Source organism: Trichocoleus sp. DQ-A3 (assembly GCF_039961975.1).
Classification (GTDB): Bacteria; Cyanobacteriota; Cyanobacteriia; order Cyanobacteriales; family FACHB-T130; genus FACHB-T130.
This window is the reverse complement of record NZ_JAMPKC010000042.1, coordinates 1-22,754: the sequence shown is the minus strand read 5'-3', so window position 1 is coordinate 22,754 and position 22,754 is coordinate 1. Positions and strand designations below refer to the sequence as shown.

General features: G+C 44.8%; 22 protein-coding genes and 1 pseudogene. 17 read left to right on the top strand and 6 right to left on the bottom strand.

All coding sequences use genetic code 11. The annotated features are described in order from the left end of the window. Nucleotides 1–459 precede the first annotated feature (459 nt). The 4 genes and pseudogenes from NDI44_RS27370 to NDI44_RS27355 all read left to right on the top strand — a co-directional run bounded on the left by NDI44_RS27370 (nucleotide 460) and on the right by NDI44_RS27355 (nucleotide 2,191). The gene (locus NDI44_RS27370) at nucleotides 460–891 is read left to right on the top strand and encodes a hypothetical protein (protein WP_190416274.1); all 432 of its coding nucleotides are present in this window, start codon (nucleotides 460–462) and stop codon (nucleotides 889–891) included. Between the two features lie 141 nt (nucleotides 892–1,032). Then, nucleotides 1,033–1,182, top strand: a pseudogene (locus NDI44_RS27365) (site-specific integrase); the annotation flags it as partial. Between the two features lie 280 nt (nucleotides 1,183–1,462). Continuing rightward, nucleotides 1,463–1,765 (top strand): hypothetical protein, encoded by a 303-nt coding sequence (locus NDI44_RS27360; protein ID WP_190416273.1) that lies wholly within the window; start codon nucleotides 1,463–1,465, stop codon nucleotides 1,763–1,765. Between the two features lie 150 nt (nucleotides 1,766–1,915). Beyond that, nucleotides 1,916–2,191 carry a hypothetical protein gene (locus tag NDI44_RS27355; protein WP_190416272.1) on the top strand — a complete coding sequence of 92 codons (276 nt, stop codon included), beginning with the start codon at nucleotides 1,916–1,918 and terminating at the stop codon, nucleotides 2,189–2,191. Nucleotides 2,192–2,273: 82 nt separating this feature from the next. Here the strand turns inward: NDI44_RS27355 and NDI44_RS27350 are convergent, their stop codons facing one another. The 3 genes from NDI44_RS27350 to NDI44_RS27340 all read right to left on the bottom strand — a co-directional run bounded on the left by NDI44_RS27350 (nucleotide 2,274) and on the right by NDI44_RS27340 (nucleotide 4,542). Continuing rightward, a complete protein-coding gene (locus tag NDI44_RS27350; protein ID WP_190416271.1) occupies nucleotides 2,274–2,507 on the bottom strand; it encodes a hypothetical protein in 234 nt (77 codons plus the stop codon). Nucleotides 2,508–2,518: 11 nt separating this feature from the next. Further along, complete coding sequence (locus tag NDI44_RS27345; protein ID WP_190416270.1) at nucleotides 2,519–3,832, bottom strand: hypothetical protein; 1,314 nt, start codon at nucleotides 3,830–3,832, stop codon at nucleotides 2,519–2,521. 128 nt (nucleotides 3,833–3,960) lie between these two features. After that, entirely contained in the window at nucleotides 3,961–4,542 is a 582-nt protein-coding gene (locus tag NDI44_RS27340) for a tyrosine-type recombinase/integrase (RefSeq protein ID WP_190416269.1), read from the bottom strand. A gap of 244 nt (nucleotides 4,543–4,786) precedes the next feature. On the opposite strand from NDI44_RS27340, the gene NDI44_RS27335 reads away from it, so the two are divergent. Continuing rightward, nucleotides 4,787–5,374 carry a ParA family protein gene (locus NDI44_RS27335; protein ID WP_190416268.1) on the top strand — a complete coding sequence of 196 codons (588 nt, stop codon included), beginning with the start codon at nucleotides 4,787–4,789 and terminating at the stop codon, nucleotides 5,372–5,374. Next, entirely contained in the window at nucleotides 5,371–5,718 is a 348-nt protein-coding gene (locus tag NDI44_RS27330; protein WP_190416267.1) for a hypothetical protein, read from the top strand. The genes NDI44_RS27335 and NDI44_RS27330 overlap by 4 nt, the downstream gene beginning before the upstream one ends. Nucleotides 5,719–5,897: 179 nt before the next feature. On the opposite strand, the gene NDI44_RS27325 is transcribed toward NDI44_RS27330, so the two are convergent. Next, on the bottom strand, nucleotides 5,898–6,275 hold the full coding sequence (locus NDI44_RS27325; protein WP_190416266.1) for a hypothetical protein: 378 nt from the start codon (nucleotides 6,273–6,275) through the stop codon (nucleotides 5,898–5,900). Between the two features lie 248 nt (nucleotides 6,276–6,523). Further along, complete coding sequence (locus NDI44_RS27320; protein ID WP_190416265.1) at nucleotides 6,524–7,003, bottom strand: hypothetical protein; 480 nt, start codon at nucleotides 7,001–7,003, stop codon at nucleotides 6,524–6,526. Nucleotides 7,004–7,670: 667 nt separating this feature from the next. On the opposite strand from NDI44_RS27320, the gene NDI44_RS27315 reads away from it, so the two are divergent. The 5 genes from NDI44_RS27315 to NDI44_RS27295 all read left to right on the top strand — a co-directional run bounded on the left by NDI44_RS27315 (nucleotide 7,671) and on the right by NDI44_RS27295 (nucleotide 15,071). Beyond that, complete coding sequence (locus NDI44_RS27315; protein WP_190416264.1) at nucleotides 7,671–8,303, top strand: recombinase family protein; 633 nt, start codon at nucleotides 7,671–7,673, stop codon at nucleotides 8,301–8,303. Nucleotides 8,304–8,980: 677 nt separating this feature from the next. Further along, complete coding sequence (locus NDI44_RS27310) at nucleotides 8,981–9,244, top strand: helix-turn-helix transcriptional regulator (RefSeq protein WP_190416263.1); 264 nt, start codon at nucleotides 8,981–8,983, stop codon at nucleotides 9,242–9,244. After that, nucleotides 9,237–12,380, top strand: coding sequence for a PAS domain S-box protein (locus NDI44_RS27305; RefSeq protein ID WP_190416262.1), 3,144 nt, complete (start codon nucleotides 9,237–9,239; stop codon nucleotides 12,378–12,380). Before NDI44_RS27310 ends, NDI44_RS27305 begins: the two co-directional genes overlap by 8 nt. Nucleotides 12,381–12,853: 473 nt before the next feature. Continuing rightward, on the top strand, nucleotides 12,854–13,825 hold the full coding sequence (locus NDI44_RS27300) for a chemotaxis protein CheB (protein ID WP_190416260.1): 972 nt from the start codon (nucleotides 12,854–12,856) through the stop codon (nucleotides 13,823–13,825). A gap of 520 nt (nucleotides 13,826–14,345) precedes the next feature. Then, nucleotides 14,346–15,071 carry a Crp/Fnr family transcriptional regulator gene (locus tag NDI44_RS27295; RefSeq protein WP_190416259.1) on the top strand — a complete coding sequence of 242 codons (726 nt, stop codon included), beginning with the start codon at nucleotides 14,346–14,348 and terminating at the stop codon, nucleotides 15,069–15,071. Nucleotides 15,072–15,726: 655 nt separating this feature from the next. Here the strand turns inward: NDI44_RS27295 and NDI44_RS27290 are convergent. Next, nucleotides 15,727–19,020, bottom strand: a complete 3,294-nt coding sequence (locus NDI44_RS27290) for a phage/plasmid primase, P4 family (protein ID WP_190416258.1) — start codon at nucleotides 19,018–19,020, stop codon at nucleotides 15,727–15,729. Between the two features lie 969 nt (nucleotides 19,021–19,989). Here NDI44_RS27290 and NDI44_RS27285 point away from each other — a divergent pair. From NDI44_RS27285 to NDI44_RS27260, 6 genes are all read left to right on the top strand, one after another. Beyond that, nucleotides 19,990–21,030 carry a hypothetical protein gene (locus NDI44_RS27285; protein WP_190416257.1) on the top strand — a complete coding sequence of 347 codons (1,041 nt, stop codon included), beginning with the start codon at nucleotides 19,990–19,992 and terminating at the stop codon, nucleotides 21,028–21,030. Further along, nucleotides 21,030–21,308: a hypothetical protein gene (locus tag NDI44_RS27280; protein WP_190416256.1), complete on the top strand. Its 279-nt coding sequence runs from the start codon at nucleotides 21,030–21,032 to the stop codon at nucleotides 21,306–21,308. Before NDI44_RS27285 ends, NDI44_RS27280 begins: the two co-directional genes overlap by 1 nt. A gap of 91 nt (nucleotides 21,309–21,399) precedes the next feature. Then, nucleotides 21,400–21,732, top strand: a complete 333-nt coding sequence (locus tag NDI44_RS27275) for a hypothetical protein (RefSeq protein WP_190416255.1) — start codon at nucleotides 21,400–21,402, stop codon at nucleotides 21,730–21,732. Next, nucleotides 21,725–21,919, top strand: coding sequence for a hypothetical protein (locus NDI44_RS27270; RefSeq protein WP_190416254.1), 195 nt, complete (start codon nucleotides 21,725–21,727; stop codon nucleotides 21,917–21,919). Before NDI44_RS27275 ends, NDI44_RS27270 begins: the two co-directional genes overlap by 8 nt. Before the next feature lie 121 nt (nucleotides 21,920–22,040). Beyond that, entirely contained in the window at nucleotides 22,041–22,214 is a 174-nt protein-coding gene (locus NDI44_RS27265; protein ID WP_190416253.1) for a hypothetical protein, read from the top strand. A gap of 61 nt (nucleotides 22,215–22,275) precedes the next feature. Next, nucleotides 22,276–22,754, top strand: a 479-nt coding sequence (locus tag NDI44_RS27260) for a hypothetical protein (protein WP_190416252.1), incomplete at its 3' end; no start/stop codon positions are given.

Sequence of the window (22,754 nt, the reverse complement as noted above, 5' to 3'; positions counted from 1 at the left end):
TGTCCCACACTCCGTCTTTTAATCTATGTCTCTTCAGAGGATTAATAAATCAATCACAAGACAAATTTATAAAAATTTGGATATACAAACTGAAAACTGAATGCAGTATGTAGGTTCGATGTATCTGACTACCCTATCTTTCAACGGGGTAGTTTTTTATTACACCCCTCAAGTCCCAATTGGGACTCAGCCAGAGATCGATCGCCCTTTACCCCTATCTTTCACAATTGGGTCTTTTCGCTACATATATCTTCAATCGCATTGATCACTTCTTCCCGCTCTGGCTCGGTTTACGTTGGCTTATTCTGTTATTCCAACTTGCAGGAAAGTCCTCTGTTAACTCCAATCGACCGTTCTGGGTTGGTTGAGCAAGACTTCTGAACCGCTGCAAAAAATTAAATACCTTATCTATGAGTAATAATTTCAATATTCCTTTGCGTTCTTTATTTAAGAAAACACATGGTAGATGGGTTAAAAGCAATTACTGCTGGTAAGGCTGCTATAGACGGGTTAAAAGTATTAGCTCAGTATGCGGAAGAAGTCAAAGACACTCAAAAACGTGGCGAACTTATGAGAATCATCGGTGAGCTAAGCGTAAAACTTGCCGAGACTCAAATAAGTTTAGCAGAACAACTTCAAGAAAACCATAATTTGAAAGAGGAAGTAAGTACCCTCAAAAAAGAAAATGACAAACTCAAAAGTCCAAACTTTAAACCAATGGTTAGAGATGGGCTTTACTATGTGTATGATGATGGTCCCTTCTGTACAGGCTGCTATGACAATAAAGGAAAGTTAATACGAGTCACTAAACTGCCAAACTCAACGACAACAATAAGAAGATATAAATGCCCAGTTTGCAATAATACGTGCAGTACCTATCTGGAGAGCTAGCCACTACTCACCTTCTCGCGTCACAGCGTTCTCCCTTTTTTTTGACACTGCAAGTTCCAATTGGGTCTTGGGGTTTAAGAGTTGAGCTAGACAAGCTACCAAAAATCATGGTAAATCATTGGGCATTGATGGGTAGCCTTAATGAAGATAGATCGACACGGGAAAGCGAAGGTTTTATCTTTAGAAGAAATCCAGCTTCTATTCAATCAGGGTTTGCAGACTCCACGAGATCGCACCTTATTCGGCATCTGCTTATTTTGTGCCTGCCGCATCCAAGAAGCCTGCAAACTTGTTTAAGTTTAGAAACTGAGAAGAAATATACTGATTAAGAAATAGTGGATAAAAATTTATTTGTCGTAGCTAATATTAGCAGGCGTCAGATAACAAATTATTTATTGTTTTCAACTCATTGTTGCCCTTAAATATCAAAAACTTTAAGTTTTTTTACGATAAGGGCTTTTAAACGGCAGGAATAAAATATTTTACCAAAACGTGAAATAGAATTATCCAAATTCGACAATTAGCCTACTGAGCGGAACGAACGCATTAGCAACTTTCATCAAAAAAGAGTTTGACCTCTATCAAAAAAAGACTGCCCCCCAAGAAACTAGAACAATTAATTTCCTTTGTTGAAGAGCAAGGGCTAGACTGGACTGTTGGTAGACGAGGTTGTGGCAATACCTCTACATATTGGGCAGCAGTTGTTTGCAAGCGTGATACTCCAGAGGAAGAACCTGAGGCATTCTCCAGTAAAGGTACTTGGGAAACTCCGGTAGAAGCGTTGTCTGATGCCTATGCTCGATATGCAGCAAGAGCAAGCAAGTACAAGCCAATTTCTGAGCAGATGGGGTTCCCAATCAAGTTGAAAACCTGAACTTAGCACGCTGAACTATATTTTTACTATATTTTTTTGTTTTGTAAATTTTGAATTCAGCAATACAAACGTAGTCGATCATTTCACCCATAACTTTTAAGAAAGTCATCAGCTAGAGTTTAAAATTGTTTAAGTAAGGGTAAATGAACAATGAATATAGATGAAGCAAGAAACTTCTCTAGGCTTTTAAATCTTCCTCCGTTAACGGGAACTCTGGCAGCAATCCAAGAGGCTGAACAAATTAGGGCTGAAAAGCTTAAACGAGTTCCCTGGTTTGAGGAAAACTGGGAAGTTTATCTTCGTGAACTTAAAACTAGGTCTCTGCATGAATACTCTCTCGAGAACCTGAAACTAGCAGATTTATCCGGTTTTTGGATAGAAAACCGCCACTTAGACTTTTGGGAGCTGCTGGAATGGTTTGACTGAAGTTGCTTTTTTGTTCAACTCTCGCTGAGCCAACTGCACACTAATTACTGCTACTCGAACTCCTTACTTAAGGAGAGCTTGATTACTTGTTCATATCTATCACTTCTTCGCCAACTATTTCATAACCCCAGCTACGATTTCGATTTGCAAGTTGTCTTGCTGCTTCATACTCACCTAAACGACAAAGTTCAGTCAGATGTTGATATCCATCTTCTTTGTGTTGCTGAACTCTTGCCCGATTTAGGTTTGCTCTTTCCTTCTCTGAAAGAGGAGGACGCCCTGAAAAAAACGCATCAATTTCATCAATTCGTTTCATATTTACTACCACTAAAATGGAATCAAATCTATCACTTGACCATCAACGATTCCGTATCCCCATTCTGGATGTTCAGCAATTTGCTTTTCAACCAAAGTTCTACTCATAAGGTTTTCATAAGCTTTTTGTAAAGAATCAAGAGTGGGAATATTACATCCTGGATTGGATATTTTTCTTTCAGTTTTTTCTTGGTCTAAACTTAGATTAGCAAGGTTTTCGGAACTGGATGATGCTAGCGAAAATTGAGAAGAAACTATCGCCAGCTTATTTATTACGCTCTGCTTTGTGATTTGAGGTTTATCCGTAAAAGACGGTGGTAAGTATGGTGTTGCTACTCCTAGTTTTTTCGCTTTTATTGCCTCATCTGCAATGCGATCGCACTTCCTCAAAAAACCATCCCATAAATCTTTTCCTACAACTGGATCTCTAAGTTCAGAACGTGCTTTAGCTACCGCCACTTCTAGCGGCTCTCCTTTATGGATGTAATACTGAATACGCTCCTCCTCAAAAGCTGGATATGGCACCCCTGGTTCAATTTCCCAGTCCCGTTTTATTTTCTGACTTTCTCCGAATGGAATGCCAGCGGCAAATTCATCCCAAAATGGCGATACTACACCTTTTGTTATTCCATCTACAATTTTAAATACCCATCCAGACGGGTTATGAACTCCCTGATTCTTGAAATATTCTAATAAAGCTTTTTGGAACTCCTTGAATTGCTCAGGAGATTCCCAGGGACCGTTAAATTGATAATTAGGTGTGACTTTCACAGCAATTTGCTGACGCGGCACTGGAAAAAATTTATCAACTTTGATAGTTTCAGCTTGAGAATGTGAGCTTTTAACCACCTCTAAAGGGGATTGTATTACAGTCTCCGTTGTAGCTTTTGAATATAGAGTGTTTGAACTATTTTTAGAGTCAGCTTTTGAGGGATCAGGCTGGTGTAAAACAATTGTTTTTTTGGGATTAAAACTAGAACTAATAGAACCTTCCTGCCCAAACTCATTCAATCTCTTTTCAAAAGCATTAATATCCGGCAAGAATTCCATTATGTCATCATTACCACGAAATGCTCTTTCTTTTAGAATACCTCGTCCTACAAGTTGGCTCCGAGCTAGTTCCTGTTCAACACGACTCAGACCAGTTTCATCTTCAATTTCATCAAAATTTACTCTTGTCCACTCATGGGGATTGTTTAATTGAGACTGCCGATGAATAATCTGGCAAAAAAAAATGGAAGCCGTCACGCCACCAGTAGCTTTAGCTACCCTAGGGTAGTACACAACAGAATTCCCTAGATACTGCAAAAGTTCCCCAAATCTCACTCGTATATATTCCTAATATAATTTTAATTAAATTGTAGAAGAAATCCTTGTCACCAGCCTAAGAAAGGGCTATTGCAGATACTTCAATCACTATCACTAGTAACCGTGTTACCAGCGGTAAAATTCACTCATTCCCACAGCCCCTCAAACTGCCCTGGTGCTAGCTTGGTATATCTGACGGTGTGCTGTATCTGTCGATGTCCTAGATAATCCTGAATCTTTCGGGTATCGTATCCCCTTGATGCCAAATAGAAACCTGTGCTGTGGCGAATCATATGCGGGTGAACTGAATAGCCCAACCCTGCCTCCTCTGCTGCCCTGGACACGATATCTCGCACAGTTCTTGTTGTTAGTGGAGCTTTCCTTTCTGAAATGAACAGCCAGGGCGAATCTGGATATTCTCTCTGCAACTGCCGGAGCAATCGCACTTCATCTCCGTAGAGTGGTTGGTTGGATGGAGAACCTTTCTTTAAACGCTGCACATATAAATGTTTGGAGCTGAAGTTTACGTGGCTCCACTGGAGATTGACCGCTTCCCCAACCCGCAGCCCGTGACGGTACATTATGAGTAGAAGCGTAGAATCTCGGTGTGGATAACGCCCTATTTTCTTGGCAACCGCTATCAATCGCTCCATCTCATCCAAGGTTAGGTACTGACGCTCGTTGTCTGGTCTTGCTTGTTTTATCGGTGGCACAGACTGGCTTCCCATAAAAACTCCGCCTAAAACAGTAATTGGTCAAGTTAATTTAACGGACATGAACTTTAATGAATTCGTTCATCGTTGAGAGCAACTCCGCCTAAAAGAGTCCAATTAGGCGGAGTCTAACCCTCTCAATCTGTCATACTTGAAAGAAATTAATATCTAAATTTATGTAATTTTGCATACGCATAATACTGTTATTTCAGTGGAACATCCTTTCAGGTAGGCTTGTAGAAGCACTTCTGAAAACACCATGATTATTGCGATCGCATCCCTAAAGGGTGGTTGCTCAAAAACTACTACAGCTATCCATCTGGCAGCTTACCTTCAAACCAAAGCCCCAACCTTGCTCATTGATGCAGATAAAAATCGCTCAGCACTGACTTGGGCACGACCTGACAAACTGCCATTCAAAGTCGTCTCGGAAACAGCAGCACCCAAATATATCAAAGACTATACACACACTGTTATCGATACAGCAGCTCGCCCCTCTCCTGAAGATTTTGAAGAGTTGGCTGATGGATGCGACCTACTCGTACTGCCGACAACTCCACGCGGATTGGATTTAGATGCTCTGGCACAGACAGTCGAAGTTTTGCAGCCACTGGGAGCTAAATTCAAAATCTTACTGACCCAGATTCCAGCACGCTCCGCCGCTGCTAAAGATGCTCGACAATCTTTAGAAGATTTAAAACTGCCAATATTCAAAGCTGAAATCAAAAGATTAGTTGCCTTTGAGCGATCGCCTTTACTCGGTGTCACAGTTAAAGATTATCCCGACCCACGAGCTTTAGATGGTTGGAAAGGATATGTGGCAATGGGCAAGGAGGTATTGAAGTGACCCCTAAAAAAGGTAGAGACGAATCGATGTTTAAATCCTTGCTTAACCAAGCTCGTAACAAAGATGAGCAACTAGAAGAAAAAACTCCTATAGAACCAGCTCAAATAAAACCACCACAGGAAGCGATTGAACCTCGTAAAGTTGGACGACCGAAAGGACGCCGTAGCAATCCTGACTTCACCCAAATATCTGCACTAATCCCATACGATCTACTATTGGAGATTCAAACTGAATTGCTGAAAGAGAAGAAGGAAAAGAGGCAGCGCCAAGGTGAATTGAATTTAAGTAGTTTGATAGAATCTTTGCTCAATGAATGGCTAAGCAAGAGGAAGAAAGAGGATTGACTTGAGTTAGTTCGATAGTTTAGGCAGTCACCTGGATTAAGTCCTGGCTGCTATATCTTTACTCCACAGTCAAACAAAAGTCTCCACCTTTTTTGCCTGATTTTAGGTGATTAATGTATTTTAGCTAGTATTTTATATAAACTAGCTACAACAGAAGTTCAGCGAAACTAAACCGCTCTTCAATTCATATGTACTTCATAGTACCTTCTAATCACCTTACCTTCGTCATTAAAATATATTCTAAATTCATACCAAGCAAAATCTCCGAAAAGACATGCATCATCTTGACCATAATACCAATCGTTATCACTAATACTCCATTCTTCATCATATTCTCTCCTAGGGACAGGAGCCGGTAAAATTCTTAAAACTTCAGCTTTAGTCATTCCGTTTTGAATACTTTCAAACTTAGCTTGAGAAAAACCTGCGGGTAGTTTTGTATCAATTAAAGGATAAAAGGGAAAAGGTCGCTCTAGATAATAGCTTCCTAGAAAATTCCAACCGCTTAGTAATATAAATACAACAATAAAACAAGTAAACCCATTTTTGTGCTTCATAAGTTTCCTCTATTTTAAAATAAAACTTTTACCTAAGTTTTTAATCGAGTAAGACTAGTCCATAGCTCTAGTCATAGGGATACTGTACTTTTCTTGCCCCCTTCCATTCAGAGAGAAATTCATATATCGAGGGGTCTGGCTTGGAAAGTAATCGACCTTGAAACGAGAGAGTTTAATTTGCTAGGACGCCACCAGTTGTACTTTCAGGATTAACCCTTTTGTCTATAACAAAGACAAAATTAGCTTGACTAATCAGCATCCTGTATATAAACAAGTTGATTTTCCGGAGAGTGTATCAGCAGAAGTGGATCATGGGACTCCGTTACGTAGCATTTTCCTTCACCCTCAAGGTCTGACGGCCCCCATGTTGGTTCTGGAGAGAAGTGGCCTGGTCCCATCGTTATATCTATGTCTCTACAAGCTTCAAACTCCTGAGCCAGTAATTTCCGCTGCTTAATGAACCGCTCAATATTTGATGAGTACACATTAAAACGACAGTAGTAGGAATACTCGTCTGCATCTTTTTGACCATTGGTTACGCATTGAAGGTTAGATACTTGTGCAATCAGGCTGGGAAATTGAAGATAAAAGCCAGAATAAGTTAAGAAAGCACTATCCGAACGGAGTAGATGTGGAACGGTATAGAAAAGAAGCAATAAATAACCAACGAAACAAGGGGGAAAAGCAATGACACAAGCAATAAGTAATCGAAGTGATAATTTTTTCATTACAACTCCTAATTTAGAATTTTAGAGAACAGGAAGGCTAGGAAATAGAACTGATTGGAGAGGGATTCTGCCCATACTGCAAAACTCCAGTCATGCCATTGATGATGACTTTTTTAAATGTGGTACCAGTTACCAATGAAATCAAACCGAGTCACATTGGAACCCCTTTCAGTGAGAAGGCCGCGAGTGCACCCGTGGGTTTTCTGCGGGGAGATTACTGCTACTTAAGAGTTATCTCTCAAGCACCTGATTGTATTTCGTCCTCAATCAGTCCTTCTTTGGGGAATTTGTTTAATCCGTTATTATTCGTTACAAACAGGATTTCGCTTTCTGCTCTATGAGGAGTCCACCTTACCTCTGATGAATTATGTCTGATTCAAGGTTTAAGGTGATTTCAGCCGCTTATACTTATTCAAATCCCCAAGGAGTTGGTAATAGATCGCGCACGCAAACTTTTTCTGCAATCTTGCAGTAGAGAAACTTTGCGCGAGTGACACAAAGAAAGTCTTGATGTCATTTAATTTGGCACTGTACATCAATTTAACCAAAACACCCTCTTAGCTGAGTCAGTTGTCCCAATAAAAGACTTCCCTAGATGGGACAATAAAAGAAGCATTAAAAAAGCGCTGGGATAAGGATTTCAGCCGCTAGATTTTATGAGCCTTAAATGGGACAGATCAAACTACGAAAATCAGTCATTTACTGCCGAGTGAGTACGGGCGAACAAGATTGCGATCGCCAAGAAAAAGATTTACTCGCTTATGCAGCACGGGCAGGTTTTGAAGTGGTCGAAATTTTTAGAGAGTCGGCATCAGGCTCAAGAGACGACCGACCTGCGCGCAAGAAAGTTTTGGCATTAGCACAGGCACGAAAAATTGACGCAGTTCTCGTAACCGAGCTAACCAGATGGGGGCGCAGCACTATCGACCTAATTACTACGCTTCAAGAACTACAAAGTCGAAAAGTGTCGCTCATCGCTCAGACTGGATTGGAATTTGACTTGTCCACACCACACGGGAAGTTAATCGCAACCTTGATGTCAGGGCTGGCAGAATTTGAACGCGACCTAATCAAAGAGCGAGTACGGTCAGGCATGGCAGCGGCTAAATCGAAAGGTCAAAGATTCGGTAGAGAACCGGGGTACATTCCGTCTCAAGTTCGCGAGAAAGAATTAAAGGTGTTGGAGCTAACACGGCAAGGACGCTCTTACCGGAAAGTTGCCGAGTCACTAGGGCTTTCAAAAAACACCGTGATGAGAATTGTGCGAGATTCATCAGCAGCGCTACCGAATCAAAAATAAATTTGCTTAGCGCGATTACACCATTGGGATTTACCGGAGACCGTCCCAATTGGGACGAAATGAGAATAATCGCCTCAAAGTCAAGTTTAGATCCAGATGGTTGGATCTAGGAGTACGACTGGGAAAAGAAGAAATTTTATCCAGTTTAAGTTCTCTTGAATCTTGCATCAGGGTCACTACTTGTCAATGCCTAATTTTCCCGTCATCCACTTAACCGACGCATGAGATAAATGATTCATCAAAAATAGTCGGCCATCGACCGCTGTTCACGCCACCGCTACCCTATCAATGCTATTCCCAATTGTGGAACAGGCCAAGAAAGTCTCTTATAACGACTTAAAGAAAAATCCTGTCTTAACTCCAATCACCGTTATGGGTTGAGCGAGCAGGACTTTTGAATCGTTACCCTGGATGAGAGCGCTAGTAGGAGATACAGTCATCAAATAAGTGTATTCTGGGTTAAAGAAAAATACTTTTATCTTCAACATTGAAAGGATAATTGCTCAGAAAAAATTTTTTGACTTTTAAAAATAGGTTCAACAAAAGAGTTATTCAATCGAGCTGTTTATCGCTTCTTGACCCGATTGTATTGCAAAGGTTCTGTCTATTGATAGGTAGAAGGTCAGTTATAACACTTGGTATAGTTGGTGAGAATGTAACTTAATGGCTCGTGCTTCATGCCTGTAATTGACCAGTCCGAGTTAACATCTCTCGTGCGGGAAACTCGGCAACGTCTGGGACTCTCACAAACCAAGTTTGCACAGAAGCTAGGGGTTTCATTTCAGAGCGTCAATCGTTGGGAGAATGGGCGGACTAAGCCCTTGCCGATTGCGTTGAAGCAGATTGAATACTTGCTACATCAGATGGGCGATACAGGTAAAGATTTGCTCGTCAAATACTTCTCAAAGACTTCTGGAAGTAAGGAGGAGACCTATGAATGATAGCCTCCACAGCTCTGACTCTAATTTGGCAAAAAAAGATTCACTTCAAAGTTCGCAGGGAATTCCTGAAACGGCGTGGCGTCAAAGCCAGGAGTTTTCTCAGCAGCTCCTTGACAGTAGTGATGACTGCATCAAGGTATTCGACCTAGAAGGGCGAATTCTGTTCATGAGCCAAGCGGGGCAAGTGCGGCTGGGCATTCAGGATATAACCCCTTTCCTCAACACGTCTTGGGTAGAATTTTGGCAAGGAGCAGTAAAGCAAGCGGCCATCGAGGCGATAGCCCTTGCAAGGGACGGTGAGGTTTGTACCTTTCAAGGAGATTATTTAACACTCAACGGCGAACTCCAATGGTGGGATCACAAAATCAGCCCGATTCGCGGGGCTGATGGGCAAGTTGAGCGATTGTTGTGCATTTCACGGGAAATCACGGAACGCAGGCTCATGGAACTCGCCGTGCGCGAATCAGAAGCAAAATACCGCACGTTGTTCGAGTCAATCGACCAGGGCTTCTGCATCTGTGAAATGCTGTTTGATGAGAACGATGAACCGATTGACTATCGATATCTGGAAGTAAATGCGGCCTTTGAACGGCTAACCGGACTGGAGCAAGCGAGTGGTAAAACGATGCGGGAACTGGTTCCCAATCATGAAGCCTACTGGTTTGAGATTTATGGCAGCCTTGTGCGAAACCGGGAACCCGTTCGCTTTGAGCAGCAAGCGAGTGCAATGAACCGTTGGTTTAATGTCAACGCCTTTTGCATTGGAGCGCCACAAAGTCATCAATTTGCTGCTTTATTTACCAACATTACCGAGATAAAGCGCATCGAAGCCGAACGGCAAAAAGTGGAGCAGGAACGCGATCGCTTTCTGGCGCTTGGGTCAGATTTGCAAGTGATTATGAGCAGCCACGGGTATTTTCACTGGGTCAGCCCCGCCTTTGAGCGCATTCTCGGCTGGACACCGGACGAAATGACCTCCCGCCCCTGGACTGATTTTCTGCATCCAGACGATATTGTCGCATCGGTCGGGGAAAGCGTCAGCGTGTTATCTGGCTCCGAAACGTTGGCATTTGAAAACCGCTATCGGCACAAAGAGGGCGACTACCGTTGGTTGCTCTGGAGAGCGCAGCCCCACTTAGAAGAACGGGTGCTTTACGCAACGGCGGTAGATATCACCGAGCGTAAACAGGCAGAAGTCGCCCTGCGTCAATCTGAAGAACACTATCGCCGGTTGTTTGAGTCGATCGACGAAGGCTTTTGCACCGTTGAAGTGCTATTCGATGCGGATGGCAAGCCGGTTGAGCACCGCATTTTGCAAGTGAATCCCGCCTTCGAGCGGCAGTCTGGCATTGTCAACCCAGAAGGTAAAACAGCAAGCGAACTCGCACCGGGAGTGGAACAGTATTGGAATGACCTCTACGCACAAGTCATTCACACAGGTGCGCCTATCCGAACTGAAGTGAAAGCGGATGCGCTCTCACGCTGGTTTGACGTTTTGGTGTCGCGGGTCGGCGATGCCGCCATGCACCAGGTAGCAATCGTGTTTACCGACATCAGCGCTCGCAAACAGGCAGAAGCCACCATTAGGCAACGGGAAGCGCAATTTCGCCAGCTTGCGGACGCGATGCCGCAACAGGTTTGGATAACCGATGCTGGAGGCAACACGCAATATGTGAATCAGCAATGGACTACTTATACCGGACTGACCCTAGAGCAGACTCAAGACATTTACTATGCGCTTCAAGTGATTCATCCCGATGATTTTGAGATGACGAGTCAAATGTGGAGGACTGCGCTTGCCACAGAAACACCTTATCAAGTTGAATTTCGCTTGAAACACTGGGCTACTCAGACCTATCGTTGGTTTCTCTCCCGCGCGATCCCCATTCGGAACGAGCCGGGAGAAATTGTACAGTGGTTTGGCACTAGCACAGATATCGAAGAATTTAGACGCGCCCAGACTGAACGAGAACAGCTCTTACAGCAAGAACAAATCGCACGAGAAGCCGCCGAGAACGCCAACCGCATCAAAGATGAATTTCTGGCGGTGCTGTCCCATGAACTGAGAACGCCCCTCAATCCGATATTAGGTTGGTCAAAACTTTTACAGCGCGGCAAGCTAGATCCAGCAAAAACCCAGTTGGCATTAAAGACGATTGAACGCAATGCCCAACTACAAGCAGACTTGATTGAAGATTTGCTGGATGTGTCCCGAATTCTCCAAGGCAAGCTCAATCTGAATGTCAGTTCGCTCAATCTGGTTCCCATCATTCAGGCGGCGGTAGAAACAGTACGACTGGCAGCAGAAGCGAAGTCCATCCAAGTCTCGACAAGCTTTGAACCGGATGTGGGTCTAGTTCGGGGAGATTCCACCCGGTTGCAGCAAGTGATTTGGAATCTGCTCTCCAATGCGGTCAAGTTCACGCCTCAAGGGGGACAGGTAAACATTCGGTTAGAGCGCCTTGACTCCCACGCTTTCATCACAGTCAGCGACACTGGGCAGGGAATTGGCTCTGACTTTTTGCCCTATGTTTTTGACTACTTTCGCCAATCTGATACCACCACAACCCGAAATTTTGGGGGACTGGGATTAGGGCTAGCGATCGCGCGAAACTTAGTCGAATTGCACGGGGGGACAGTCGGAGTCGAAAGCAAAGGGACTGGGATGGGTGCAATCTTTACCATCAAACTTCCGCTCATGCCTATACAGGCAACTGCTAATCAGAACAGTCCATCGTCAGAGCCAGCTTCTGATTTAAACGGGATTCAAGTGTTAGTCGTGGATGATGAACCGGATTCACGGGAGTTTGTGGCGTTTGTGTTGGAAGAAGCGGGAGCAAAGGTCATGACCGCAACGACTGCCGCCGAAGCTTTGACAATGCTCATGCGATTCAAGCCAACTGTGCTGCTGAGTGACATTGGGATGCCAGATATGGATGGCTATATGTTGATGCAACAGGTGAGAACTTTGTCAACAGAGCAAGGCGGACAAGTGAAGGCGATCGCTCTGACTGCCTATGCAGGAGACTTTAACCAGCAACAAGCACTAATCGCTGGATTCCAACAACATCTCTCAAAACCCATCGAACCAGATAGCTTAGTTAGGGAGATATCACGTTTACTCAATCACACCTAACCCAGTGACACAACTGCAATTAATTTTCGATGGGGTTTGTACTCCGGCTCTTGTAGCTGGGGGATTTTTTGCTCCTTCCTTCGCTTCAATTGGAGCAAAGGGCATAAAAATTTTCATTGACAAACGACTGTTTACAGGACGAATTGAAACACTTTTTCCAATTACTCGGAAGAAGTTCAGACTAAACTCATTCCCCAGCGCGAAGATGAGTGAAACACTAGCTGTTATCTTATTTAGAAGCAAGCTAAAGCTTTGAAAATTCCGTTGCTTTCAAACTTGACGACGAAGGCAGAAAATAGCGGTTCTCTCAAAAAGATGCTTGGCGAGTGAAGGATAGAGCTTCGCGCTAAGCACGTTTTCCTTGTCGGAATCCGCTAAAACCTCCGGAGCTTAAATCATCCTGATTGAGCAGAGTTTTTACCCTATTCCATCAATCGGATAGATTTTCCCCATTCTTCGCTCAGGAGAGGCAAATGCCTGGTCACGACATTATTGTTATTGGAGCTTCCGCAGGGGGAGTGGAAGCCTTGATTCAATTGGTCGCTGATTTGCCACCGAATCTTCCGGCTGCGATTTTCGTTGTTGTTCACTTTCCAGCGTGGGGTAAGAGTGTTCTGCCGCAGCTTTTGAACCGCGAAGGTTTCTTGCACGCAGACCATGCTAAAAACAACGAGAAAATTGAGCTAGGGCGGATTTATGTGGCACCGCCAGATTACCACCTGCTGATGAAACGCGGATACATCCGTTTGGTGCAGGGGGCAAAAGAGAAAGGTACTCGTCCGGCAGTCGATCCCTTATTTCGCACCGCAGCGAGAGCGTACAAACGCCGGGTAGTTGGGGTGGTGCTGTCAGGCACCCTCGACGATGGCACGGCGGGACTGATTGATTTGAAGCGACAAGGGGGTGTGGCTGTGGTTCAAGACCTAACAGACGCCTTTTTCTCAGGAATGCCAAAGAACGCCATCGAACACACAGAGGTTGATTTTATCCTGCCGCTGTCGTCAATCGCCCCGGTTTTAGTGCGTCTAGCCCATGAACCTGTGGAAGAGGAAACAGCCAGCACTTTTGAGACGGATATCGACGTTGTGGAAGTAGATGGAGCCGCTTTACGGGAACTGAGAAAGCATGGAACCTTCTCAGGCTTTACTTGTCCAGATTGTGGCGGCAATTTGTTCCAACTAAATAAGAGCGGGTTGCTCCAGTACATCTGTCGCATGGGGCACGCTTATTCAGTAGAGACTCTGGTAGCAGGACAGTCCCCGGCTCAGGAGTCGGTACTGTGGGCGGCAATCCGTTCTCTACAAAAGCGTGTGGAGCTGATGTATAAGATGGCGAAGTATTCGCGCGAGCGCAACCAAATCTTGTCAGCACAGCGTTATGAAGCAAAAGCTAAACAAGCGGAACAACGCTCGGATTTTATCCGGCAATGGCTTGATCCAAGGTGAATTCCCTGCGACAGTGCCGCTAGACGTGAGTGAGGAATCAGAGGAGAGTGCAGACGGAAATGGAAATTCGCCTTAAGTTTTACAGCACAATCAGGCGTTTAGAGTATCAACTGTTTTAGAAGTGGTCAATAAGAGGAGAGTTGGTGCTGGTGAGCATCATTCGACATCCTGTTCCTTTTGGTCGGGAGTGCTGCGATGTATTTAGGAGTAAAGTGCTGAGAGTTTATATAGAATCAGCGATTACATCCCGATTTCTGTACCCAAACTTTTTTCAGCAAGTTTTTGCAACATAACCTAGAAAGTTGCTCTAGGAATCTAGGAAATATTATTAATGTGAGAATACTTAAAACCACGTTAGGATGAATACAGGATAAGGAAGCTGCTGTAAAACTTTAGCTTGTTAAACGTGCGCTTTCTATCTAGAAACTACACCTTTTGGTATTAAGATTGGGTTACTGAGTTCTTCTCCTTACTGCCGTTAGATGCTTTTTCTAACACGGCTAAATAAAGGAAACTCCTCATGTCAGTACCCAAAGCTCCTCATCAGCCGATAAAAAATCGACTTCTTGCCGCTTTGCCAGCTTCGGAGTACGAACGCCTAGTTCCCTACCTAGAACTCGTCTCGCTCCCACTCAGCCAAGTCCTCTACGAACCAGACGAACCCATTGAATACGTTTATTTTCCCCATCATGCAATTGTTTCTTTAGTTTGCGTGATGGAAGATGGCTCGACTGTTGAAGCCGGTCTGGTGGGCAATGACGGAATGGTAGGTCTCCCCGTAATTTTAGGAGGCAACAAAACGAGCAACCAAGCTTTGGTACAGGTCGCTGGCAAGGGCATGAGAATGAAGGCAGAGCAGCTCAAATTTGAGTTTAAGCGGGGAGGGGCACTGCAAAGCTTGCTGTTGCGCTATACACAAGCAATGCTGACTCAGGTTTCTCAAGGAGTCGCCTGCAACCGTATGCATAGGACAGAAGAGCGACTTGCCCGGTGGCTGCTAACCGTTCAGGATCGTGTGGAGTCAAACCAGTTTCTAATCACTCAAGAATTTATCGCCCAGATGCTTGGCACGCGCCGTTCTGGCGTCACAGTGGCAGCTAGCACCCTCAGCAAAGCGGGAACGCTCCGCTACAGCCGTGGTAAAATCACCATTCTGAACCAAGCCGACTTGAAAGCGATTTCCTGCGAGTGTTATGGAATTATCAAAGACGAGTTCAGTCGGTTGCTTGGCACTGAACACAGCTAGATGATATTGCACAAGTGTAATGTGAAATTCTGGTTCGGGTTGTTGAGGCATTGTTATTGAAGGTGCGAATTATCTTTAAAAAGGTCTCTTTTCACAGGCGATCGCTGTCTCGACTTCCAACCCGCTGCCGAACCAGAGGAACCGGAGGAAGTGTGGGCACCAAAGGGAACGAGGTTCGTTAATGGCGATCTCGTGTTGGAGCGACCAACTTATATCAGCGAACTATTTACCACTCCTCGACAACGATTCACGCCAGAGGAGAAGCTAGAACTACTGGATTATCACCCCTTGTTTACGGGCAGATGTCCCTGCTGTGAGATGCCCTTTGAGATGAAGAAGCCTCCCTCAGTACATTGGGATTGCTCTATGTGCGGATGGAGGGATGATAGCGTGTGAGCGCTCGCATTTTTAAATTAAAATCAACGCTCCAGCAATTTAAATATCTGTAGGAAGCCGCATCCGTTAATTATCTGTTCTTCAAAATAACCAGTCACGCCCTTCCATCCCTAAAACTTACCCCTGCAACTTTCAGTCCCAATTGGGACTGAAAAAAAACCATTGGTTTACAAGAAAGAGGAGACATCTCCGCTCACGACTTCAGAAAACAACAGTTGCGATCGCCTCCGAACAATTGAAAGCGATCGCAGCGACGAAACTAAGCAATCAACCACCAACTTGATTCAACACTATCTCTCCGAGTGTGTATGAGTTGATCTTTCTTTACCCCCTTTAGGTCATCCTCTAGCTGAAATCTCCAGTATGTTGTTCCCGGTAATTTAGGCACGGAAATTAGCGTAGCCTTTCTCCACACATAATCCTCAGGGCATTTCACCCAACACTTAACTCCAGGTTGTGCATCTCTTTGCGCTTGAGCTTTTGAGGTTTCAATTCGTTCCCGTTCCTCTGGGGTTAAGCGCTTCCAAACTTCCTTCTTCGCTTTTTCGCTAGAGTTCACAAAAAGGCTCATTACCTGCATGATCGAGATTCCATCGGTTGCTTCGAGAATCATTTGGGCAATATTAGCAATCTCCTCTGGGCTGCAATCATGCCCTATCTCTTCCTCTCCCATTGCTGATGAAGGGGCGAGTGAAGGGTCAGGTGAAGGGTCAAGTGACGGGTCAGGAGCCTTGCTGGGCAAAGGGGTGACGGATGGTGAAGGGTCAGGCTCTACATCTTTTATGGATGTACTTTTATTTGTATTTTCAGTTGCCCGTTGAACATTTGCGGCTGATTGTTTTTCATCCTCTTTCAATCCTGGCTTAGAAATTTTGTTTAACCCGTCACTATCCGTCACAGGCTTACTGGGTAAGGGTTCTGACCCGTCACCGTACCCTTCACTACCCTTCACCTGACCCTTCACCTCTTGCAATAGTTGGTAATCATAGGTCGGAATGTTGCCGTCCCGACTATCATCCCGAAGCCTCAATCCTTTAATTAACTTTCCGGTTTTGGTGTGAATCTTTTCAATCTCAGTCCACCCCAGAATTGTGCAGCACAGTTCCAATAAATCTGGTGAGAAATTCTTATTACCTCGTGCTGGTGTACCAGATTTTCGGCAATGTTGCACATAAGAACCGTAGAGCATTCGCTCGTCTTCTACATCATTGCCAACAGGTGTTGTCGCCAGTGAATCTCGGATTACCCGGTCGTTTAACCATGCCGCAACGCTATCAGTTCTGATCCGAGATTCCCAGAACTGTTGGTTAAGCTCTGGTGCCGCTTCCAGTCCGAGTAGTACCTCTGTGACTCGCTGGGAAGGAATGGTCAGAAGATAATTCGTGAAGGCTGCCAGTTGTGGTTGGAAATCTTTGCTCAGGTCACGGCGTTTGGATGCGGCAATAGTTGCATTGAATGGAATACCGATAACCCGTCGTGACATCCCAGAGGAATTATCTCCTGCAAAAATTGGGAAGTTGGAGCTGACAGCGACCATTCCATCGAAGCGGAATTGAAAAGCCTTTTTACCCTTCTCTTCACCTCTGAGCAAATCCTGACCAATCAGGCTTTTAAATCGCCCTAACTGTTTGAGTGCTTTATCCTCATCCCAAAAAACGACTAAGCGCTTTCCGAAAGCATTTGCAGCCTCAAAGCGATTCCCACACCAATCCTCTAGTGTTGAGCTGTGGACATTCGTTTGCCCAATCAAGTCAACTAAGAGTCGCATATAAGTACCCTTGCCGCTGCCACCAACCCCAGTTAGATGCAAGAATTTTTGAAGGTCAGCACGCCCCATCAAAACAGCATGGCAGTAGCAAATCAAAATTTCCTTGAGTCGGTCATTCCCACCTGTGGCATGGGTTAGGAATTGGTCTATTAGACTCCAATCGGTAGCATTGCTATCGTGTGAGCGTTCTAATGCCCACGTAAATTTATAGCCGGGTGAGTGTGGCAAAAGTTTGCCTGTTGCCAATTCCAGCACCCCATCGTGAAAAGGAAGTAGCTTGTTAGCAGACGGCTGTTCCCAACGCCGCTGCAATAACTCGCAGCGCAGTTTCTTGACAATGTTGACGACGAAGCTGTGCGACCCGTAGCCGCTAATTCCGCGTGCTTTGAGGATGCTCGATATCATGCTTTCGACAAACTCATTCGTTTCGGGCGACCACACGCCGGGGTGATCTCCTTCGTATCGCATCCAAATTCCAGTCACATCGTTGTAAGCAAGCTTGTCCCGATAATCTTCCGCAATCTTCTCCCCTAGAACGTCTGGGAGTGGAAGTTTCTCGCGTTTTTCAGACTTGCCTTTGGATGACGATTTCTTACTCTCAAATTGAGCTTCAAGCTTCAATCGCCACTCATCGTAAGGTAGAGCCTTCGCAATTAATTCATCCAATGCTTCTACTCCTTGGCTCACAATAAAATCATCGATGCCTTTTCCTTGCTCTGGTTCCCAATCCAAAACCTTCGGAACACAACCCTTTTGAGTAATCAACTTTGCAAGGTTATCGAGTGCGGCTTTTACCTTCTTGTTTTCCCGCAGGTCTGAATCAAACCCTAAAAATACACCTCTGCCGGGAACCACAAAAATATTGAGGTCTTCGGTGAGGTACTTTTTATCGCGCTGTCCGCCCCAAACGCCGGGAAGAATAATGGGTACACAACCGTTTGTGAGGATAGTATGCCCTTTCTTACCTCCCTCGGTTATTACTATGGGCACTTTTGGATTGTCTAGAACCCATTTCCAAAAGCCGTTATCATTGCGTGATTTGTCAATGCTGCCCTGAAATTCCAATCCGTGTTTCTTGGCGATCGCTTCCCAGGTAGCCATATCCACCACTGGGAAAATAGGGCGCAACTTCCCGCCTTTAGGGAAAGTGATGTATTTCTGAGAGTTGCCGTCCTGCTTGAAATCGATTGGAATATCTGGCTTGAACTGTCCACTGTTTGTATACATCCCGGTAGATGGATCGACCGAGCGGACGTACCAACCAGGAGAGCCTGTGTAGGCTTTCCAGTTCAAGAGTCTTGCAATCTCTTTTTCATCGTCAATGCTTCTGAGATTTCGATTGGTTAATTCCTCGGAAATCCCACTGCCCTCAACCCACTCTTTGATGTGTTCTGGTCGAGTCTCAATTAAAGGCAGAGCCACAACCTCTTTAACCTTTTCACTGACGGCAGGTTTAGGCTTCTTAGGTGGAGCAGTGATTACTTTCTTTGGCTTTGGCAATGAAGGCGCGATCTCTTCTCGGATTCGGATACTCTGCCGAGAAACATTTGCCCAGCACAGATAAGCTCCCTCATTCAAATCGATGGTTAGCGTTTTATCGCATTCCGGGCACAGATATTCATTCTTTCTGCCTTCTACTGGCGTTAAGCGATTCGCCCACTCTCGGATATCGAACTGCTTTAATTTAGGAGGTTGAGGGGCTGAGATTGCTAGAGCTGGCTGCTGGTCAATCGCAATGGCTTGATTGTTTTCTTCAACGGGCTGAACGGCTGTTAATTCTTGCACAGGGTTTACGCTCCTTCGTTTGTTGTGAAGGAGGCAGTCACCAGCTAACTTTTTGATTCATGCAAAAATTTCCGGCATCACCGGAGTTATTCATCCAACCCGTCCTGGAAGTCGTTTTAGTTTCCTAGCTTGTCTTTTGGTGTGTGTGTGTGTGTGTCCTGGGTTGAACCAACTCACTTACACATCATGGACAATTACCGGGATTCTAAGGTACCATGAGCGTAAGATTTTTGAGAACCTAATGGTTCTTTGTTGGGGTTGGTGAGTTAATTCGCGGTAACTTCGGTTCTTTGAGATGAACCAGTTCTGTCGGGTGACTTACCTCCTTTTTTTTGCTTATTTTTCAGCCAATATTTAAGTAAAAATTTGACTGAAATTAGTCTTCAAGAAATGAGTACATTTGTTGCTTAAGTACAAAGGTACTAAGGAATCTATATAGCATGATCCTCATTTATTTTCCAGTGGGATAAATAGATGGCGATGCGATCATCCAAACATCATTACTCCTTCCGCTTACGAGTTCTAGGGTTTGGTGGAGGGGCTTCTTTTTGCTTAATGTACTCGTTAATGAAGTCTGTCAATACTTCATTCATGCTTCGTTTTTCAAGGGCACAAGCTGATTTGAATCGTGCCCTTGTGTCCTCTGACAGGTAGATGGACATTTTTACTGGTTTTTCGTCCTCCAAAGCGTATTTGCCTCTTTGTCGCCTTACCCCTATAGATTGCCATCTTTAACGGTGAAAGGCTAGAGAGCTAAAACTATAAAAAAGGAAAACTTTTTTAAGGCTTGCAGTTTTGTAGGTATAGCGCTATTGTAGCATTCATAGGCAGCAAGCGCCTATCTCACCCAACTCCTGGCTCAACCGGGCAACCCACTCTGCAAAGACTTAGCAATGGGAGAACGAAGGTATAAGTCATGTGCTGGAAAGGTTCTGCGACTTTCTACAACTAAATTAAGGAATAAGCCTCATGCAAAGCACTTCCCTGGCTGTGCCGTTTTCTGGCGTATCTCCCCCACTTCTGGCAGTTGGATATGACGGTGGTAACGGTAGCATCAAATTAATAGTAGATAGTGCCGAAGTTCGCATTCCGTCCTATGTTCAGCCATTGCACGGAGAAATTTACGATGTTCCAGAGTCGGCTGAAGGTAGTTTGATTGAATATCTTTCAGGTGATCGTACCGACCTTATCGGACAGCGGTGGCTTGCTGGTCAATCTGCCTACCAAGTCAACCCACTGGGATACTCGCGGACAGTCGATGACCGAGCTGGAAAAATCAAATATGGCTTGCAATTGTTCTTGGGTGCGCTGGGTACGATGTCTCAACGCGCTCGGTGGAATCTTTCAGTTGTAGCCAGCCTCCAAGATTCCCAAGCTTTCGGATCACAACTTCAAAAAACACTCGAAGGGCAGCACTCGATCCGAATCAATCACAAGGGTGTGAGCCACATTGATTTATCGGTTAGCGCTGTGGTTGAGGAAGGGTCTGGAGCGATGGTTAACGCATTGTCTTTAAACCTAATCCAACCTAAAACTCAGAACATTTTTATCGATTTAGGCAACGGCACGATTATCAGCAGTGTGTTTGGCGCAGGTGGAAAACTGGTAAATCGGAAAGTTGCACTTGGTGGAGTAGACGCACTGATTGAAGCGATAGCCAAAAACCTTGATACTCGCCGCCAGTTAATAAAGGAAGGAGATAGACATCTCATAAGGACTGGCATTGAAAACGGAACATTCCAGTATGGAACAACTGGCTGGAACTTCCGCCAGATTTACAGCACAGAGCTAAAACCTTGGGTTAGCCAAAATTTGGCGATAGCATTCAAAGCGATTGAACCCTGGCGCGAACAATCAGAAGCAATCGTTGCGATTGGCGGAGGTTCTCAACTCCCCGCGATTACCCAACTGTTAGCGGCTCGGAATGTGATCACTAGCCCTGATGGGAGTTGGCTAAATGCGCGTGGATTAGCTCGGCTGGCGCAAATCAAATTAAGGAGGTCAATCTAGTGGGCACTACTTCTTCCAAACGAGTTTCAATCAAGAGTTATTTACTTCCGTACCTAGATGAGATTGGTGAAGAGTTAGGAACGAAAGACGCTTCAGAAGTGGTTCACCAAATCATTACCGAACACAAGCGATTCATCAGAAAAAGCTTATCCGCTTATTCAACTGGAATCATTGAGATGCCTACCCCAGCACAGGTACGAGCGGTAGAGAAACCTAGAAGCTTCAATGACGATGACGTACTCGCTTCTTCTCTGGGTGATTTATTAGATGTTGCTTAAAAAGTTTTCAGTAGACAGCGGCGTAAAGTTTGACCGACCTTCATCGCTGACTACTGGCTCACACAACCGAAGTAATGGAGCAATTTCAATCATGCCAAAACTTGTAGCCAGTAAGCCACTTAATTACTGGGTCAGCGCCACTAAATCCGACAGAGCTTATTTAGTCATTGCCGAACTAGAACATCGATTTGGCAGCTACTTTGAACAACTGACTCGCCAAGAACTGCACACGATTTTGACTTATTGCGCGGCGAAAAGCGACCAAGGGGATACCTGGTCATTAGTGGAAAACAGCGACCTCAGCCAGTTGGTTTGCGATGCCCTAGATTTGATTGATGAGTTGGAAAGGAATTTTCAGATTGGTTTAGCCAAATTCCTCATCGAGGCAATCAGCGCACGGGTGAAGGAAGTTGACCATGCCTAATAAAGAAATCTGGGCAGATAACCTTCGCAGTGTCGGAGTGCCAGAAAAACTTTCAGTTCGAGCCGCGGATATTCTCAGCCGACAAGATGCAGGCGAACTACCCTATCCACTGCCAAAACCAGAGCAGCACATCGTCAGCAGTGCATGGCAATGGTACGCCGCAAAGCAACGCCAGGAAGAATCATGAAACACGCCATCGCTCTTGCAGCAATCGGAGGGATTCTGTTAGCTCCTACCTTTCACCTGGACAGCGCCAGAATGTTCTTCCACCGAATCAGAAAAAGGATGTACCAGAGGGAGATTAACCAATGAAAGATTACATTGGACTCGCTTTAATTCTCGGTGGGATTGGGTTTTACTTCATGACAAAACCACCTCAAACCGATCCTAAAGATTTAGTCATCGAACAGCAGTATCAGCGCATCCAAACACTTGAAGCTGAACAGCGAGGAATGGAAAGAGCGCTTGGATTGAGTCGCTAAACCACAAGCGAACGCTCTGTCATTGCAGGGCATTCGCACATTACTTGATTAAGGAGTCATCATGAATTTTTCATCAAATAAAAGCACTGCCATCGTCAAGTATGAAGGGAAAAAGTCTGGTATCCACAAAGTACATTCGCTAGATAAAAACCTGGTCGGGTTGACTAAGAATTACTTCGGCATTGACCTTGAACAGCTTCCGAACATGACCGACCAGCAGTTATCAGAGTTCGCCGATAGAGCGCACGCGCTGGATAGGTTAATTGAAGTGCTACCAATACTCGAAAAACACTTCAAAACCCTGATTGAAGGGCAGGTTGCCTACGAACAATTTGTAGCCAACATTCAGAAGGATTCCGCTGCCGCTGCCAAGAAAATCGACCAACAGATTCTCAATGTATTCCTCGCCGGAAAAGGCTACCAGCAACACGTTCGGATGATGGGTGAGAAAGCAGCAAACGGTGTCAGGCTGTTAGATGCAGAAGGACGCAGCGCCCTCATGCTCGAACGAATGGACTTCCAAACAGCGTTGCAAATTGT